Raw genomic sequence first — 17315 nt, 5'->3', positions numbered from 1 at the left:
ATGGAGTTTTTACAAGGGTTTAACTGGTTTGATTTGGTGCTTTTGCTTGTGGTTTTACTGCTTGGCGTTAAGGGCTTTATAAATGGGCTTATACGCGAAGTTTTTGGGCTTGTAGGGCTAATAGGCGGTATCATAATTGCAAGCAGATTTAACATCGAGGCTGGAAACTTAATAAGCGAGCATATATATAAATTTGAAAAATCAGTTATGGCTCATACGGTTGGCTTTGTGGTACTCTTTATAGGGTTTTGGCTCTTATGTCTTTTTGTGGGTGCTTTTATAAGGAAGCTTGTAGGGCTTAGCGGACTTGGATTTGTCGATAGGCTAGGTGGCTTTATAGCTGGTGGAGCAAAGGTATTTTTAATACTTTCTGCGCTTCTTGCTGTGCTAATGAGAATGAATTTTATAGGAGAGGTTATAAAACCAGTAATAGGAAACTCTACTGCTTATAATATGCTATTAAATACTGGTGCTTGGGTTTTAAATTTAGATGTAAATGAGATAAATAAAAAACTCAACGAGCATTTTGATACTAAAGAAAATAGTGAAAATATCGAGCCTAAATCAGAGGTAAGTGAGCCTAGTAAGGATATTGAAAGTGAAAATGCTAAGCCTAATATAGAGCCAAATGCAGATGATAGCTCACAAGATAAAAATAGCGCAAAAGTAGAGGATGAAGGGCATTTGCAAGAGCCAACAAATAGCGAAAATAACAGTGAAATAGACTATAAGGAGAAGTGATGAATATAGAAAATTTAGAATACGACACCTTGCTTGATAAATTTAAAAAAGTCCTACGAGACAATGGTTTAAAATTTACAAAACAGCGTGAGATATTGCTACAAACGCTATATCATAACGACGGACATTTTACTCCTGAAAGACTTTATGTGTATATAAAAGAGCTACATCCTGAGCTAAACCTAGGCATTGCTACAGTTTATCGTACGCTTAATTTGCTCGAAGAAAGCGAGCTTGTTACGTCTATTAGTTTCGGTGCGCAGGGGAAGAAATTTGAGCTAGCAAATAAGCCACACCACGATCATATGATATGCAGAAAGTGCGGCAAGATTATAGAATTTGAGGATAATACCATAGAAAAGCGCCAAGTCTCAATTGCAAAAGAGCATGGTTTTAAGCTTACAGGGCATATGATGCAGCTATATGGTATCTGCGCTGAGTGCGATAAAGAGGCTAAGGGGGCAAAGTGATATTTGAAAACGAACAGCAAAAACTAAGACTACAAACCATACAAAACATCAAAAACGAAGGCAGGGTGGCATACCCACACTATCTGAAAAAAGAGCTTAGCGTGGCGGATTTTCGCTCTGGCTACTCCTATGTCTGCGACAGCGAAAGCAGAAAAGATACGGACGTAAGCGTAAGCATAGCTGGGCGGATAAAGCTACTACGAAATGCTGGAAAAGCAGTCTTTGCAAACATAGAAGACGAAAGCGGCAGTGTGCAAATTTATTTTAACAAAAATAGCCTGGGCGATGATGAGTTTAAATTTATCACCCAAAACGTCGAAGTGGGCGATATAATCATCGCTAGCGGTTATCCGTTTGCCACACAAACTGGCGAGTTTAGCCTGCACGCAAGCGCCATAACTCTAGCTAGCAAGGCAGTTTCGCCCCTGCCTGAGAAATTCCACGGCCTAACAGACACCGAAACTCGCTACCGCCGTCGCTATCTTGATATGATAATGAACGCCGAAGTTAGAGATGATTTTAAAAAACGCTCAATCATCGTTAGCACCATACGTCAGTTTTTTGAAAATCAGGGCTTTTTAGAAGTCGAAACACCGATGATGCACCCAATAGCAGGCGGTGCGGCGGCTAAGCCATTTATCACGCACCACAACGCCCTGGGCGTAGACCGCTACTTGCGAATAGCGCCCGAGCTATACCTAAAAAGGCTCGTCGTGGGCGGCTTTGAAGCAGTGTATGAGATAAATCGCTGCTTTAGAAACGAGGGCATTGACCTAACTCATAATCCTGAATTTACAAGCATTGAGTTTTACTGGGCGTATCACACTTATGAGGATCTGATGAACCTAACCGAGGAGCTTTTTAGCACTCTTTTAAAGCGGCTAAACCTGCCTAGCGTGATTGAATTTGACGGAATGCAGATTGACTTTTCAAAGCCGTTTGCAAGGGTGAGCTATCACGAAGCCATAGAAAAAATAGGCGGCATTTCACCTGAGATTATTCACGATAAAGACAAGGCTCTGGCCAAGCTTGCAAGTGACGGCTTTGAGGCCAATGCAAAGCTTGATTTGGGACAAATTCAAGCCGAGCTTTTTGATAATTATGTTGAAAGCAAGCTTATTAATCCGACCTTTATCGTTGATTTTCCTATCTCAATTAGCCCACTATCTCGCAGGAGCGATAAAGACCCAGAAATAGCCGAGCGTTTCGAGCTTTTTATAGCTGGCAGGGAGCTGGCAAATGGCTTTAATGAGCTAAATGATCCGCTTGATCAGTATGAGAGATTTAAGGCTCAAATAGATGCTAAAAACGCAGGCGATGAGGAGGCTCACGAGATGGACGAGGACTACGTCGAAGCCCTAGGATACGCTATGCCGCCAACGGCTGGAGAGGGTATTGGTATAGACCGCCTTGTAATGCTGCTGACTAACAAAAAATCAATCAAAGACGTGATACTTTTCCCAGCGATGAGACCACTAAAATCAAAAAAGGACGAACAATGAGCTTAGAAAAATTTGACAACGAGATTTACGCCCTAACAAGTGCCGAGCTAAAAAGGCAGACCGATCATCTTGAGATGATAGCTAGTGAAAACTTCACTCTGCCTGAAGTCATCGAGGCTCTAGGTTCTGTGCTTACAAACAAATACGCCGAGGGCTACCCTGGCAAGCGATACTATGGCGGGTGCGAATTTGTCGATGAGATAGAGCAAATCGCCATCGATAGGTGCAAAGCACTCTTTGGCTGCGAGTATGCAAACGTCCAGCCAAACAGCGGCAGCCAGGCAAATCAGGGCGTGTATGGCGCGCTGCTAAATCGTGGGGATAAAATCCTAGGTATGGATCTAAGCCACGGCGGACACCTGACCCACGGCGCAAAGGTAAGCAGTAGCGGCAAGATGTATGAGAGCTTTTTTTACGGCGTGGAGCTTGACGGACGCATAAACTACGACCGAGTAGCAGACATCGCAAACATCGTAAAGCCAAAGATGATAGTGTGTGGCGCAAGTGCCTACGCTAGGCAGATAGACTTTGCTAAATTTAGAGAAATAGCCGATAGTGTGGGGGCGTATCTCTTTGCCGACGTAGCTCACATAGCTGGGCTAGTCGTGGCTGGTGAGCATAATAACCCCTTCCCACACTGCGACGTGGTAAGCTCCACTACGCACAAGACCCTACGCGGGCCACGTGGGGGTATCATAATGACAAACAACGAAGAGATAGCTAAAAAGATAAACTCAAGCATATTCCCAGGCATTCAGGGCGGACCTTTGATGAATGTCATAGCTGCAAAGGCGGTTGGGTTTAAATTTAACCTAAGCGATGAGTGGAAAGTCTATGCAAAGCAGGTAAAAGCAAACGCCAAAACCCTGGCCGAAGTGCTGATAAAGCGTGGCTTTGAGCTAGTAAGTGGCGGGACGGATAACCACCTAGTGCTGCTTAACCTAAGCGATAAGCCATACAGCGGCAAGGACGCAGACATCGCCCTAGGGCAGGCTGGCATAACGGTAAATAAAAACACCGTCCCAGGCGAGAAGCGAAGCCCGTTTGTAACAAGCGGCGTACGTATCGGAAGCCCAGCGCTAACGGCTCGTGGTATGGGTGAAGCTGAGTTTGAAATAATCGCAAACCGCATAGCCGACGTGCTTGATGATATAAATAACGCTAGCCTTCAGGCAAAGATAAAAGAGGAGCTAAAAGCCCTAGCGCACAATTTCATAATCTACGATAAGGCGATGTATTAATGCAAGGAATAGACACTACGCTAATAAAAATGCTGACTGATCATTACTACATCAAGCGTGATACGATAGTAAATAAGCTTGAGTTTAAGGGGCGGACGCTGTTTGATAAATTTGAACGTGTCGATGAGCCACTAAATTTTAAAGTGATAAAAGAGCACGATGAGAATAAAATCATCGTCGCCCACTCGCTCATAAACCGCCTTGACAAGGTAGAAAACATCGTTTTTGATTATAACGGCAGAATGCCTGATAGATTTTGGCACAGGGCTCAGCTGCTGCTACGTGAGGAGGGGTATATAAATTTCACCGCCTACGAGAGCAAGACCCCAGGACACCTGCACCTATACGTGCATAAGGGACACACCACGCTAAATGAAGCCCACCAGCTAGCAAATATGCTAAGTATGAAGCTATCGCAAAGGCTTGTAAAGGAGTGGAGAATGTTTCCAAACCTAGACCTGCCACGCGAGTTTAATATCCTAGCACTGCCTTATAAGCTTTACGCGAAAGAGCGCGGCGCCAGCTGGTCAAAACATATGTAAGGAGAGAAAATGCCAAATGACGGACTGCAAGATTTAATGCTAAACGAGCATGAAAATAATAAAAATTTAAATTTTAAACGACTTCTTATGGTGATAGCTGGTTTTGTTATTCTGTTTTTAATAGTCATAGCAATTGTTGGGCTATTTAGCTCACAAGATGAGGAACAAACAGCCCAAGTCCAGCAACCTCGCCTAGTCCTGCCTCCAGTACCAGCTGCAAAAGAGGAGCAGCCCTCAGCTATTGAGCCAGCTTTAGTAAATGAGCCTAAAGATGAGCAAAAAGATGGCGATGGGATGTTTGAACAAGTGCCTATAGTAGCTGAAAGCAAAAGCGATGATGATTTTGAGAGCATGATAAAGCGCTTAAAAGATCAAGAAAAAGCAGCCGCTAAACCAGCTAAGGAAAGCGTTGATACGCCATCAATCACTAATCAACCAAAGCCAGTAGGCACAAAAAAGTCAGAAGCTACAGTAGCTAAAAAGCCAGAGCCAAAAAAGTCTGAAGTCAAGCCAGCTTCACAGCCAAAGCCTGCTAATAAGCCAGCCACACCGCCAGCTAAAAAACAAGAGAGCGTAAATTTAAAAGAGCTTGTAAAGAGTACTAGCGCGCCAAGCGTAAGCCAAAACGTGCCATCTGGGGCGTACGTGCAAGTTGCTGCTGTTAGCAAGTTTAGCCCAAGTGCTAGCTATGTCTCAAAACTAAAAGAAAAAGGCTATGCTGTACATCTTTTAAAAGTGGGGGCAGCCACAAAGGTACTTGTGGGGCCATTTTCTACGGATAAGCTAAAACAAGCAGTGTCAGAAATCCGCGAACAAATCGCAAAAGAAGCCTTTGTCTACAGGGTAAAATAGGTGCGCCTTTTTGCCCTTTTTGGCGACCCAGTAGCCCACTCACTTAGCCCAAGACTTCACAATAGCGCACTTAATGCGCTAGGGCTAAGTGGTGCTTATATTCGCTATTTGTTAAAAGATGGCGATACGCTGATTGATAAATTTAAGAGGCTAGGGCTAAGCGGAGCAAATATAACTGTCCCCCATAAGCACGTAGCCGCCATGCAAGCAGACGTAAAGAGTGAGTTTGTGCTAAAAGTAGGCGCAGCAAATACTTTGGTGCAAAGAGATGATAAAATTTATGCTTTTAACACAGACGCACCTGGCTTTTTAAGGGCTATTAGCAAGTTTAGCGACGTAAAAAAAGTCCTAGTTTTAGGCGCTGGTGGCACTGCTTTAGCACTCGCTCATGCTTTAAAGGATAGTGGCGCAGATGTAAGCGTGCTAAATCGCAGCAAGTCTAGGCTTGCTAGCTTTGAGACCGATTTTAGGACTTTTACTTGGGAGAGCTTTGAGTTTGGCGATTTTGATTTGGTTTTAAATACTACTTCAGCTGGGTTAAAAGATGAGCTTTTGCCAGCACCTAGTGAGATTTTAAGACCTGCGTTAAAGCACGCTCGATATGCTTTTGACGTCATATACGGCAAAGAGACGCCGTTTTTGCAGATGGCAAAAAGCCTAAACATACCTAATAAAGATGGGGCTGATATGCTACTTTTTCAGGCGGTGTTAGCTTTTAATCTATTTTTTGATAATACTTTAAAAGAAAGTAGTATTATAAATTCTATGCGTGAGGCTTTTTCTTTGCCTAGGTAAAGTGGCTATTTGGGCTAAAATCAATATTTTTCAAAATTTAAAAAACCGATAAACATTAATAAATTCAAAAGCTTTTAAAGGCTTTTTGGGTAGAATTAGCGAATTTTTAAGGAGCAAAATATGGGCGATAAAAAACGGGTCTTAGTTAAATTTTCAGGTGAGGCACTAGCTGGAGAGAGCGGTTTTGGGATTGATAATTCGATAGTTAAATTTATAGCTGATGAGATAAAAAGCCTAGTGCGCGCTGGCGTAGAGGTCGGCATAGTCATAGGTGGAGGCAACATCATACGCGGAGTAAGTGCCGCAAGAGACGGCATTATAAAGCGTACGAGTGGTGATCATATGGGGATGCTCTCTACTGTGATAAACTCCATAGCTATGCGTGAGGCGCTAGAGCATGGCGGCGTAGATGTGAGGGTGCAAAGTGCTATTAAAATGGAGGCGATATGCGAGACATTTATAGTCGGGCGGGCCATACGTCATCTGCAAAAAGGGCGAGTTGTAATCTTTGCTGCTGGTACTGGAAATCCTTTTTTTACCACAGATACTGCAGCCACTCTTAGGGCTATTGAAATAGGCTCTGATATGATAATAAAGGCGACAAAAGTAGACGGCGTGTATGATAAAGACCCACATAAATTTGAAGGCGCGACACTACTAAGAGAGTTAAGCTATGAAACCGCAATGGCTGATAATATAAAGGTAATGGACGATACCGCCATAGCCCTAGCAAAGGACAATGCGCTACCTATAATCGTGTGCAATATGTTTAAGGCTGGTAATTTGCTAAATATAATCACAAATAGCGCAGATGCCACATACTCCATAGTAAAATAAATTTAAAGGATAAAAAATGAGAACAGAACAAATCACAGCAAAGGCTCTAAAAAAAGTCGGAGATGACCGCTATAAGCTATCCCTAGTCGTAGCTCGTCGTGCTGAGGCTTTGGCAAATGGAGCCGAGGTGCTAGTAAATGCTGATACTTCAAAGATGAAATTTGCCGATATAGCGCTTTTAGAAGTCGCTGAGGGCAAGGTGGGGCTAGAAGCTATTGTAGATGGCAAATAATATATTTTTTGAGCAGCTTGTAAAAGATGTAGTCGCAATAAACAGCGTGACTGACGCTAAGGAGCTGCTTGCTTCGCTATTTCCTAATAGCTATCTTGTGCAAAAAGCCATTGATTTTTGTATTGTATCTCACGAGGGGCAGTATAGAAAAAGTGGCGAACCGTATGCCATACACCCTATACTCGTGGCATGTTTTGTGGCTTATATGGGTGCTGATGAGGCTATGATTGTGGCTGCGCTTTTGCATGATGTGGTAGAGGATACAGACGCTACTTTAAGTGATGTAAGAGATGCCTTTGGTGCGGATGCGGCAAAGCTGGTTGAAGGGCTTACTAAGATAGTAAATATACGCGAGGATAAGCTAGTAAGTAGCTCTAGTAATGAAAAGCTAGCCAGCTCGGCTCTTACATTTCGTCGCATGCTTTTAATCTCAATCGAAGATGTGCGTGTGCTTGTTATTAAGCTATGCGATAGACTGCATAATATGCTTACAATTAGCGCCCTTCGCCCAGAAAAGCAAAAGCGCATCGCTGAGGAGACACTGATGGTGTATGCGCCCATAGCCCATCGCCTTGGAATTTCATCTATTAAGAATTTGCTCGAGGATTTAAGCTTTGAGCGCATTATGCCAGAGGATTATAAAAAGATTGATGATTATATAAACGAACAGCAGCAAAAATTATCGCTTATAATTAACGATTTTGTCGATAGAGTAGGACATATTTTGCTTACAAATGGCTTTGCTGAGGGTACGTTTGAAATTCAAAAACGCATAAAGCACCACTATTCAATATTTTTAAAAATGCAGCGAAAGGGCATTAGCATAGAGGAGGTGCTTGATCTACTTGCAGTTAGGGTGCTTGTTGACGCTCCACTTGATTGTTACAGGGTGCTTGGGAATTTGCATATGCATTTTAATCCATTAATCTCACGCTTTAAAGACTACATAGCCTTGCCAAAGCAAAATGGCTATCAGACCATACATACTACCATTTTTGATAATAAAAGTATATTTGAGGTGCAGGTGCGTACCTACGACATGCACAAAACCGCCGAGTTTGGCGTGGCTGCACATTGGAAATACAAAAGTGGTGGTTTAAATCCACGTCTTGATTGGCTAAGTGATATTAGCGCCTCAAGCGTAGAAAATAACGCCGAGGAGATGTATGAGTTTGCAAAAGATAGTCTCTATGCCGAAGATATTGCGGTTTACTCGCCAAAGGGTAGCATTTTTACCCTGCCTCGCGGAGCGACTGCTCTTGATTATGCTTATGAGGTGCATACCGAAGTAGGGCTTTATGCCTCGCAGGCTTACATAAACCGTGTACGTGTACCGCTACTAACAGAGCTAAAAAATGGTGACATAGTCCGTATAGTAACAGGCGATGAGCCAAAATACCGCTGTAGCTGGCTTGAGAATGTAAAAACAGGCAAAGCAAAGGCCGCCATACGCTCGCTTTGTAAGCAAAAAATAAAAGAGATAAACACCCAGTACGCAAGCAATATCTTAAAGGGTGTTTTTGATATTAGTGCGCGTAGGCTTATTGAGTGGTTAGAGCTTGACGGAGCTAGTAAAAAATTTGTCCGCGCAGCCACTGATAGCGTGTATTTACAAGAGCTTGTAAACAGCCTTAGAAAATATACAAAAAAGCTAAGTCCATTTTCTATCGGCGACCGCTACAGCGTAAAAAAGCAAAAATTTGAAAACATAGTCATATACTCAAATCACAAAATTTCAAGCGTGGAGTTTGATTATTGCTGCAATCCAAAGCGAGGCGATGATATAGTGGGCTTTAGGCATGGTGGCACGGCGGTAGTGCATCACAAGCTATGCAAAAGCGTAGGCAAAATGTTAACAAGCGAGGAGGCGATATTTGTCAAATGGACGCGAAATGCGCCACGCAGGTATAATATTGTTTTAAATTTGGAAAATCGCCGTGGCTCGTTGGCTGAGTTTTTGACCTATCTTTCAAGGTTGGGGGCAAATTTATCTAGCATAAATTTAAACCAAGGTAGCGAGGTTGATGGGGATTTTTTCACTATAAGTATAGAAATAGCAGAGCATCTAAATGCAAATCAAATTCGCGATAGGCTCAAAGAGCGGTATAAAATCGTGGATTTTGTCTCAAGTAATGATGCTTATAATAATTAAGGAGGATTTATGGATATAGGCTCTATTTTGGCCGAAATCAAGCGCGGCACAGCCGAGATAATCGACTTTGAGCGCATAGAGAGCTTGATTAAAAACTTTTACGAAAAGGGTGAGAAATTTTTTATAAAGGCTGGCTTTGATCCGACTGCGCCTGATTTGCACCTAGGGCATACTGTGGTTTTAAATAAGATGGCATTACTGCAAAAACACGGAGCGATAGTACAGTTTTTAATAGGTGATTTTACCGCTCAAATAGGCGACCCGACGGGAAAATCAGCTACCCGTAAAAAGTTAGACGCTGATACGGTGGCTAAAAACGCGCAAACTTATAAAAATCAAGTTTTTAAAATTCTTGACCCAGAAAAAACTGAGGTGATGTTTAACTCAAAATGGCTAAATGAGCTAGGGGCGGCTGGAATAGTTGAGCTTACCTCCACTTTTGCGGTGGCTAGAATGCTAGAAAGAGATGACTTTGAAAAACGCTATAAGGCAGGTAGTTCCATATCCATAAGCGAGTTTTTATATCCGCTACTTCAAGGCTATGATAGTGTGGCGATGAAGTGCGACATAGAAATGGGTGGGACGGATCAGAAATTTAATCTTTTAATGGGGCGCACGCTTCAGCGAATTTATGGCGTGGGTAAGGAGCAGGCTGTGGTGATGATGCCGCTGCTTGAGGGGCTTGATGGCGTAAATAAAATGAGCAAAAGCCTAAATAACTACATAGGTGTTGAGGATAGCGCAAATGATATGTTTGCAAAAACATTAAGTATTAGCGATGAGCTTATGTGGCGCTGGTATGAGCTTTTAAGCGTAAAGAGCTTAATCGAAATAAATGAGCTAAAAGATGGCGTAAAAGACGGAAAAATCCATCCAAAAGCAGTAAAAGAAGCCCTAGCGCTTGAGATTACGGAGCGTTATCATGGCAAAGAAGCAGCCCTTAGCGCAAAGGCTGAGTTTGATAAAATTCACTCAGCTGGCGGACTACCTGATGAGATGAGTGAGTATGAGTTAGGTGCGCCAGTTTGGATAGTTGCAGCTCTTTCACATTGCGAGTTATCAGCTTCAAATTCTCAAGCTCGCCGTGATATAAAGGCAAACTCAGTCAGCATAAATCAGGAAAAAATCACAGATGAGCAGCTTTATTTAGAGGCTGGAGAATATGTCTTGCAAGTAGGCAAGCGAAAATTCGCAAAACTAAAGGTAAAATAATGAAGCCACTAAAAATAGGCAAATATGAGATAAAGCACCCTATATTTCAGGGTGGCATGGGGCTTGGTATAAGCTGGGATAGGCTAGCTGGATCAGTGAGTGCGGAGGGTGCGCTTGGTATTATTAGCTCTGTTGGGACGGGCTATTACGACAAGCTGGCCTATGCACAGCGCGAGCTTGAGGGCAAACCGCTGGGAAGCGAGAGTTTTTATTGCTCAAAAGCCTTTGCAAAAATAGTCGAAAATGCTCGTAAAATTTGTGGCGATAGTCCGCTTGGTGCAAATATAATGTGTGCGGCAAATGATTATGCTAGGATAGCAAGGGACGCTTGCGAGGCTGGCATAAATATAATAGTAAGTGGCGCTGGGCTACCTACAAATTTACCAGAGTTTACTCAAGGCTTTAAAGACGTGGCGCTTGTGCCCATTGTTAGCTCTGCAAAGGCTCTAAAAATCATCTGCAAGCGCTGGCAGCAGCGCTATAATCGCCTGCCTGATGCTGTTGTGCTAGAAGGGCCTCTTAGTGGTGGACATCAGGGATTTACCTACGAGCAGTGTCTAGATCCAGAATATAGCTTAGAAAAGCTTATACCGCAAGTTAAAGCAGAAATAGCACAGTGGGGTGATTTCCCACTCATTGCAGCTGGTGGGATATGGGATAAATCTGACATTGAGCGTGTTATGGCATTAGGTGCTGATGGCGTGCAGATGGGGACACGATTTATCGGCACTCACGAATGCGATGCTCATCCTACTTTTAAGCAAGTGCTAATAGAAGCAACAAAAGATGATATTGAGCTTATAAAAAGCCCAGTGGGCTATCCGGCGCGTGGCATAAAATCAAATTTATTTAAGCTAATCGAGCAAAAAATTGCCCCAAAAATAAAGTGCATAAGCAATTGCGTGGCGCCATGTGAACATGGTAAAGAGGCTAAAAAAGTGGGATATTGTATAGCAAATCGTCTCTATGATGCAGTAAGTGGCGTAAGAGAGACTGGATTATTTTTTACAGGTGCAAACGGTTATAAATTAAAAGAGCTAATTAGCGTCAAAGAGCTTATTAAAAAGTTAACTCAAGGCGAAGATGCTTAAGAAAATTCTTACTATAATATGCCTTTGCTCTGGGATTTTGCTGGCGTCTGGTGCTGATTTTATATCGCAGTTTGATAACGCCTTTAAAAGTGCTAGTATCTCTAAAAAAAGAGAGCTTTTAAAAGAGCTAAATAGCCTTTATGTAAAGGCTATTATAGGCGATGATGATGCACTTAAAGAGCAGACTTTAACTCGCCTAATAGAGGCTTCGGCTGCGCTTGGGCTTGATAATAGTGGGTATAAAAAGGATTTATTAGCCTTAAAGCCCAAAGCCAAAGCTCAGCCAAAGCCAAAAACTATGATAAAAGAGCAGAGCATAATAAGCTCCAAAAAGCCTCAAAAGCCCATATATCTTATGAGTGCGGTTAAAAAAGATGATGCTTTGGAGCTTAAATTTAATCAAAATATAAGCGATATAAAAACTCGTACAATGTTTTTAAATACTCCGCCTATTTATCGCAATGTCCTTGATATACAGGCGTCTTTAAATGGCAAAAGCCTTACTTACCAGCGATTTTTAGTGGATAAAATTCGTATAGCGCAGTTTGACAAAGAGTACGTGCGCGTGGTGTTTGAAAGCCAAAACCAAAAGGTCATAACAGCGCAGATTGATAATGATAAAATGCTTCTTAGAGCAAAGGATTTTGTAAGCAAAGAGGCTGAGGTATCACCTAGCCCAAAGGTTATAACGCCAAATAAATCAAAACAGACAAACTCAAAGCAAACTAGCCAAAATCAGGCAAATCAAAGCCAAAAATCAAAGCCCCAACAGCCGCTAATCTCCCCTAAAAAGCCAGCCCCTTTAATCGTTATTGACCCAGGGCATGGCGGAACTGACCCTGGCGCAATAGGTGGGAAAAATATGTATGAAAAAACAGCAGTCTTAGCGGTGGCCAAAAAGCTCGGAGAAAGGCTTAAAAATCTGGGTTATAGGGTTAAATTTACTAGAGATAGGGATGTTTTTATAAATCTTAGAAAGCGCACTAAATTTGCAAATGATAGTGAGGCTGATATTTTTATCTCCATTCACGCAAACGCAGCTCCAAATACACAAAAAGCCCCAAAAATGAAGGGTATTGAGACATTTTTCCTATCTCCAGCACGTAGCGAGCGTAGTAAAAATGCAGCTGCGCTCGAGAATAAATCAGATATTGAGGAGATGAATTTTTTCTCTCAGCAGACGTTTTTAAATTTCTTAAACCGCGAAAAAATCATTGCCTCAAATAAGCTCGGCATAGACATACATCGCCAGCTTTTAAAGCGAACTAGCACCATAGCTAAGGTAAGTGATGGTGGCGTGAGAGAGGCGCCTTTTTGGGTGCTTGTAGGTGCACTTATGCCAGCGGTTTTAGTCGAGATAGGCTACATTACGCACCCAGTTGAGGGCAAGCTTTTATTTGACAACAGGTATCAAAACGAGCTAGCTAGAGGCATAGCTGAGGGTGTGGTAGAGTACTTTAAGAAAAATAGATGATCCCTTTTAATGATAAATTTAACGACACTTACTGGAGCGTTAAAGACCCGCTAGCTCAGTCTGTGCAAGTCTTTTCTAGCGTGGCAAGGGCAAGGGCGGAGGAGATTATTGCGCAGGGTGGGCTTTGCTTTAGTCCGTTTATAGTAGCCGAGCTTGGCTTTGGGGCTGGGCTTAATTTCATAACGACTGTTAATGAGTTTAGCGCTCTAAAGACGCCACTTCATTATGTAAGCGTGGAAAAATTCCCTCTATCTGCAAAAAAAATAGAGCAAATTTATACAGATTTTGCGCTACCACGAGAGCTTGATTTAATAGCAAAACGCCTAATTCATGCGCTAAGTGATAAGTCGCTAAAGGCTGGATTTAATAGATTTATTATAGATGAGTTTATTACGCTTGATATTTTATTCGGCGAAGCAGAGCAAATGCTAAGGCAGAGTGATTTTTGCGCGCACTGCTGGTATTTAGACGGCTTTGCCCCAGCGAAAAACCCAGATATGTGGAGTGAGGCAGTTTTTAGCGAGGTGGCTAGGCTTAGCGAGGCCGGGACTGTTGTAAGCACATATTCGGCTGCTAGTATTTTACAAAAGGGCTTAAAAGTGGCTGGCTTTAGCGTTAGTAAGCTAAAGGGTGTGGGTAAAAGAGAGCGCGTTAGTGCGGTGCTTTTAGATAAGCTAGCACAGAAAAAGCTAGATGATATTTACTTTCAAAGACCAGATTTTAAATTTAAAAGCGCGCCAAAAGTCTTGGTAGTGGGTGCTGGCATAGCTGGCGTGGCTACGGCTAGGATTTTGTCCCAAATGGGCTGTGTGGTAGTGCTAGCTGAGAAATCTCAAACCGTAGCAAACAATGGTAGTAGCAATGAAATTGGCGAACTAATGCCGCTTATTACAAGTCCAGGGGTGCTACTTGGGGATTTTCATAGCTTATCTTGCGATATGGCGAGCGAGTTTTATGCTAAAAATTTGTCAAAAGAACTATGCCTGCATCACGATGCCTACGCTTATGCTTTTAACGAAACGCTAAAAAATCGCTATTTAAAGCGAGATGATTTTAGTCCTGTCACTAATGTTGTACGAGTGAGAAATGCCGCTTGCTTAAGACCTAAAAAGACTTGTGAGTTTTTAGCTAAAGGGCTTGATGTACGGCTTTTGCATGAGTTTGTTGGATTTGAGGCGCTTAAGGATGGCTATGAGGCGAGATTTAAATTTAAAGATGGGATTGTAAGCATAAAGTCAGATGCGATAGTTTTTTGCATGGGAAGCCACTCAAAGCAGCTTTTTGGCAGGGATTATGGCGATAAAAAGCCTATTTTAAGCTTTGATGATAGCGTACAAATCTCAAGTGTCAGAGGACAAACCACTCTAATAAAAGACGCCAAAGGGCTGCTAGAACGAGGCTATGATGCAAATGCTACTCACTCTGCAAAGGGCTATTTAACCGCCGCTTTTAATGGGGCTAGGGTGTGCGGGGCTAGCTTTAGCAGGGAGGATTACGAGCGACAAAAAAGAGATAGCGATGATACGCAAAATTTAGCTGATATTAGCGAGTTTTTAAGCCAAAAGCCTGAAATTTTAGGCTCAAACGTAGGGTTTCGTAGCTATAGCGGAGATAGATTTGCGATTATCGGACCCTTGCATGACACAAAAGCTTATGAGAGGGACTATGGGGCTATATTTTGGGGTAAAAAAAGCGATAAAAAGCCAAATTATCACAGGGGGCTTTTTATTAACTCAGCTCATGGGGCTAGGGGACTAGGAAGTGCGATACTTGGGGCAAATTTAATCGCTGATCTTATATTTTCGCGCCCACTTTGTTTAAATAAAGAGCTATTTGCCGCTATCCATCCAGCTAGATTTATGATAAGAAAACTCAAAAAAGGATTAAAATAAATGGCTAAAATCTGCCTAGACCGCGCCGCTTATGCGCATAATATCTCTGCCATAGCTGGCAAAATCGGCGACATTAATCGCATTATCCTTGTGCTTAAAGATAATGCTTACTCTCACGGCATAGAGCTTATCGCCCCAGAAGCAGCTAGGCTTGGGATTAAATTTGCGGCCGTTAAAAACGAGGCAGAGGCTGCGTTTATAAGGGGGATTTTTCCGCATATTTTGGTGCTTTCTCATATCCCAACAGGTAAAGAGAGCGAGCATTTAATATACGGCATTAACGAGCTTAGTGCGCTTTTAAGGATAGCGCCAAATAGCAAAATTCATCTAGCTATAGATACTCTTATGCACCGAAACGGCATAGCTTTAAGCGAGCTAGACGATGCTTTTAATCTCATAAAAGAGCGTGGATTAAGGCTTCTTGGGGCATATACGCACTTTAGATCAAGCGATGAAATAGGGTGTGATTATTTTATCCAGCGGCAAAAATTTAACGAAGCAAAGTGGCGTATTTTAGGGCTTTGCGAGCAGTTAGGGTTAGAAAAGCCACTCTTTCACTCACATAACTCTGCTGCGCTAGAGCGCTTTAAAAGCGAGCTAAGCGATGAGTGCGTACGCGTTGGCATAGCACAGTATGGGTATTCGCAGTTTGATGAGAGTTTGGGCTTGCAGCGAGTGCTTTCTTTATGGGCTAATCGTGTGAGTGTGCGTGAGATTTTAGCCGGAGGCAGAGTGGGCTATGGTGGGCTTTTTAGCGCATCTAGCGATATGCGTGTGGCGACTTATGATTTAGGCTATGGCGATGGGCTTTTGCGCTATGGCGGCAGTGGCGAGCTTAGGCTGCGCGATGGCGGTAGATTGCTTGGCAAGATGAGCATGGATAGCTTTGGGGCGGAGGATTGTGGCGAGGAGGTGTGTGTATTTGATGATGCTAGGATTTGGGCTAGGTTTTTTAACACTATAGAGTATGATGTGTTGACTAAGCTAAGTCCGTTTATACCGAGAGTTTGGGTGTGAAAAATGCTAAAATCCGAGGGGCTTTATTTTAAAAGGTTTGAAATTATCAGTTTAAATGGTGGCTTATTACAAATTTAGCAGTCGTAAGATTTTGTCTAAAAGCCAAAAAATGGTGCATAAATTTATGCTCTTTAAAATTTAGCCATTTGCAAAGCTCAGTGTAAACCTAAAAATACCCTTAGCAAAACCTAGTAAGCCGACTGTTTTTATAGTGCTAATATCTCAAGCGTATGAATGATTAATAAGCCACTTGCCTTTGTGGGCTTAAATTCTTAGTGTTTAAAGTATTGGATTTAAGGGCAAAAATAGATATTTTAAAGAGTGGATTAAAATTTATTATTTTTGTGTATTTTAATCTTTACAGATAAATTTAACGTAAGCGGATAAGGCACCAAACAGCCTAAGCGATAAATTTAGATTAATTAAAGCATTAAATTTTTTGTATTTTATGCGCTCATGGGCAAAAATATCAAGTCATTAAGACATTCATTTAAACAGACCATAGCCCCGATAAATAGGGGCTAGGTGGAGTTAGAATTTTTTCTTATTTACCTCATTTAATATATCTTTTGCCACAGCATCAACTTCTAGTGTTATATCTTTTGTTCTGCTTGCTACGCCTACATTTTGCCCTGTTAGCTCATCGATTTGTGCGGCTGATTTGTTTATCATACTTATGCCCTCGGCCTGCTCGCTTAGGCTCTCGCTCATGTCATTTATGCTTTGAGCTAGGACGTTTGTGTTGGCTTCGATTTCGCTTAGGCTTTTTTGTGTGCGCTCGGCAAGCTTGCGTACTTCATCAGCCACCACGGCAAAGCCTCGTCCATGTTCCCCTGCGCGCGCAGCTTCGATGGCGGCGTTTAGCGCAAGTAGGTTGGTCTGGTCGGCTATGTCACGGATTATTACGATTATGTTTTTTATTTCGTCGCTTTGTCTTATTACGTCTGTGGCTTTGTGTGTTATTGCGCTCATTGAGCTATCCATCTCCTCAAGCGCAGCCGCACTCTCGCCAAGCGCAGCTGCCTGATGTGAGGCTCCGTCTGTTAGTTCTTGCATATTTTGGCTAAGTGCGTTTGCTCTTTCTTGCAGTAGTTGAGCTTGGTCTAGGTTTTTTGACAGCATTCTGGTTATCTCATCGCCTAGCAGGTCGATACCGTGAGCTATGACGCCATCATCATTTATACGTGCGGTAAAGTCTTGAGATTTAAATTTATCAATGACTGAAAGGATATTTTTGCTATTTGCTGCGATGTTTTTACGAAGGC

At 42.4% G+C, this 17315-nt stretch carries 15 protein-coding genes and 1 pseudogene; 15 read left to right on the top strand and 1 reads right to left on the bottom strand.

All coding sequences use genetic code 11. The features are described 5' to 3' along the window. The 15 genes from LBC_RS06350 to LBC_RS06280 all read left to right on the top strand — a co-directional run bounded on the left by LBC_RS06350 (window position 1) and on the right by LBC_RS06280 (window position 16050). Window positions 1-741 carry a CvpA family protein gene (locus LBC_RS06350; RefSeq protein ID WP_221253584.1) on the top strand — a complete coding sequence of 247 codons (741 nt, stop codon included), beginning with the start codon at window positions 1-3 and terminating at the stop codon, window positions 739-741. Next, window positions 741-1211, top strand: coding sequence for a Fur family transcriptional regulator (locus tag LBC_RS06345; RefSeq protein ID WP_221253583.1), 471 nt, complete (start codon window positions 741-743; stop codon window positions 1209-1211). The genes LBC_RS06350 and LBC_RS06345 overlap by 1 nt, the downstream gene beginning before the upstream one ends. After that, window positions 1208-2713, top strand: coding sequence for a lysine--tRNA ligase (gene lysS, locus LBC_RS06340; RefSeq protein WP_221253581.1), 1506 nt, complete (start codon window positions 1208-1210; stop codon window positions 2711-2713). The genes LBC_RS06345 and lysS overlap by 4 nt, the downstream gene beginning before the upstream one ends. Next, window positions 2710-3954, top strand: coding sequence for a serine hydroxymethyltransferase (locus LBC_RS06335; protein ID WP_221253580.1), 1245 nt, complete (start codon window positions 2710-2712; stop codon window positions 3952-3954). Before lysS ends, LBC_RS06335 begins: the two co-directional genes overlap by 4 nt. Continuing rightward, entirely contained in the window at window positions 3954-4496 is a 543-nt protein-coding gene (locus LBC_RS06330) for a DUF1882 domain-containing protein (RefSeq protein WP_221253578.1), read from the top strand. Before LBC_RS06335 ends, LBC_RS06330 begins: the two co-directional genes overlap by 1 nt. Window positions 4497-4505: 9 nt before the next feature. Further along, window positions 4506-5348 carry an SPOR domain-containing protein gene (locus LBC_RS06325; RefSeq protein ID WP_221253576.1) on the top strand — a complete coding sequence of 281 codons (843 nt, stop codon included), beginning with the start codon at window positions 4506-4508 and terminating at the stop codon, window positions 5346-5348. Further along, window positions 5349-6143 carry a shikimate dehydrogenase gene (locus LBC_RS06320; protein ID WP_221253575.1) on the top strand — a complete coding sequence of 265 codons (795 nt, stop codon included), beginning with the start codon at window positions 5349-5351 and terminating at the stop codon, window positions 6141-6143. It begins immediately after the preceding gene. A gap of 120 nt (window positions 6144-6263) precedes the next feature. Continuing rightward, complete coding sequence (gene pyrH / locus LBC_RS06315) at window positions 6264-6980, top strand: UMP kinase (RefSeq protein WP_221253574.1); 717 nt, start codon at window positions 6264-6266, stop codon at window positions 6978-6980. A gap of 16 nt (window positions 6981-6996) precedes the next feature. Beyond that, a complete protein-coding gene (locus LBC_RS06310) occupies window positions 6997-7212 on the top strand; it encodes a DNA-directed RNA polymerase subunit omega (protein ID WP_221253572.1) in 216 nt (71 codons plus the stop codon). Further along, window positions 7202-9364: a bifunctional (p)ppGpp synthetase/guanosine-3',5'-bis(diphosphate) 3'-pyrophosphohydrolase gene (locus tag LBC_RS06305; RefSeq protein ID WP_221253570.1), complete on the top strand. Its 2163-nt coding sequence runs from the start codon at window positions 7202-7204 to the stop codon at window positions 9362-9364. Before LBC_RS06310 ends, LBC_RS06305 begins: the two co-directional genes overlap by 11 nt. A 9-nt stretch (window positions 9365-9373) precedes the next feature. After that, window positions 9374-10576 (top strand): tyrosine--tRNA ligase, encoded by a 1203-nt coding sequence (tyrS, locus tag LBC_RS06300; protein WP_221253568.1) that lies wholly within the window; start codon window positions 9374-9376, stop codon window positions 10574-10576. Then, entirely contained in the window at window positions 10576-11667 is a 1092-nt protein-coding gene (locus LBC_RS06295) for a nitronate monooxygenase (RefSeq protein WP_221253567.1), read from the top strand. The genes tyrS and LBC_RS06295 overlap by 1 nt, the downstream gene beginning before the upstream one ends. After that, window positions 11660-13141, top strand: coding sequence for an N-acetylmuramoyl-L-alanine amidase (locus LBC_RS06290; protein ID WP_221253566.1), 1482 nt, complete (start codon window positions 11660-11662; stop codon window positions 13139-13141). The genes LBC_RS06295 and LBC_RS06290 overlap by 8 nt, the downstream gene beginning before the upstream one ends. Then, window positions 13138-15033: a bifunctional tRNA (5-methylaminomethyl-2-thiouridine)(34)-methyltransferase MnmD/FAD-dependent 5-carboxymethylaminomethyl-2-thiouridine(34) oxidoreductase MnmC gene (gene mnmC / locus LBC_RS06285; RefSeq protein ID WP_221253565.1), complete on the top strand. Its 1896-nt coding sequence runs from the start codon at window positions 13138-13140 to the stop codon at window positions 15031-15033. The genes LBC_RS06290 and mnmC overlap by 4 nt, the downstream gene beginning before the upstream one ends. After that, window positions 15034-16050, top strand: coding sequence for an alanine racemase (locus tag LBC_RS06280; protein ID WP_221253564.1), 1017 nt, complete (start codon window positions 15034-15036; stop codon window positions 16048-16050). A 531-nt stretch (window positions 16051-16581) separates the two neighbouring features. Here the strand turns inward: LBC_RS06280 and LBC_RS09190 are convergent. Beyond that, window positions 16582-16986 (bottom strand): annotated as a pseudogene (locus LBC_RS09190) (methyl-accepting chemotaxis protein); the annotation flags it as partial. Between the last annotated feature and the right edge of the window lie 329 nt (window positions 16987-17315).

It is taken from the genome of Campylobacter sp. 19-13652 (assembly GCF_019702925.1).
Lineage (GTDB): Bacteria > Campylobacterota > Campylobacteria > Campylobacterales > Campylobacteraceae > Campylobacter_A.
Note: the sequence above shows the minus strand (reverse complement) of the source record. Positions and strands in the feature narration are given on the sequence as shown.

What these genes read in the sequence shown, in the direction of transcription:
- LBC_RS06350 (WP_221253584.1), top strand. Translation starts at nt 1, where the DNA reads ATGGAGTTTTTACAAGGGTTTAACTGGTTTGATTTGGTGCTTTTGCTT.
- LBC_RS06345 (WP_221253583.1), top strand. Translation starts at nt 741, where the DNA reads ATGAATATAGAAAATTTAGAATACGACACCTTGCTTGATAAATTTAAA.
- LBC_RS06335 (WP_221253580.1), top strand. Translation starts at nt 2,710, where the DNA reads ATGAGCTTAGAAAAATTTGACAACGAGATTTACGCCCTAACAAGTGCC.
- LBC_RS06330 (WP_221253578.1), top strand. Translation starts at nt 3,954, where the DNA reads ATGCAAGGAATAGACACTACGCTAATAAAAATGCTGACTGATCATTAC.
- LBC_RS06325 (WP_221253576.1), top strand. Translation starts at nt 4,506, where the DNA reads ATGCCAAATGACGGACTGCAAGATTTAATGCTAAACGAGCATGAAAAT.
- pyrH (WP_221253574.1), top strand. Translation starts at nt 6,264, where the DNA reads ATGGGCGATAAAAAACGGGTCTTAGTTAAATTTTCAGGTGAGGCACTA.
- LBC_RS06310 (WP_221253572.1), top strand. Translation starts at nt 6,997, where the DNA reads ATGAGAACAGAACAAATCACAGCAAAGGCTCTAAAAAAAGTCGGAGAT.
- LBC_RS06305 (WP_221253570.1), top strand. Translation starts at nt 7,202, where the DNA reads ATGGCAAATAATATATTTTTTGAGCAGCTTGTAAAAGATGTAGTCGCA.
- tyrS (WP_221253568.1), top strand. Translation starts at nt 9,374, where the DNA reads ATGGATATAGGCTCTATTTTGGCCGAAATCAAGCGCGGCACAGCCGAG.
- LBC_RS06295 (WP_221253567.1), top strand. Translation starts at nt 10,576, where the DNA reads ATGAAGCCACTAAAAATAGGCAAATATGAGATAAAGCACCCTATATTT.
- LBC_RS06290 (WP_221253566.1), top strand. Translation starts at nt 11,660, where the DNA reads ATGCTTAAGAAAATTCTTACTATAATATGCCTTTGCTCTGGGATTTTG.
- mnmC (WP_221253565.1), top strand. Translation starts at nt 13,138, where the DNA reads ATGATCCCTTTTAATGATAAATTTAACGACACTTACTGGAGCGTTAAA.
- LBC_RS06280 (WP_221253564.1), top strand. Translation starts at nt 15,034, where the DNA reads ATGGCTAAAATCTGCCTAGACCGCGCCGCTTATGCGCATAATATCTCT.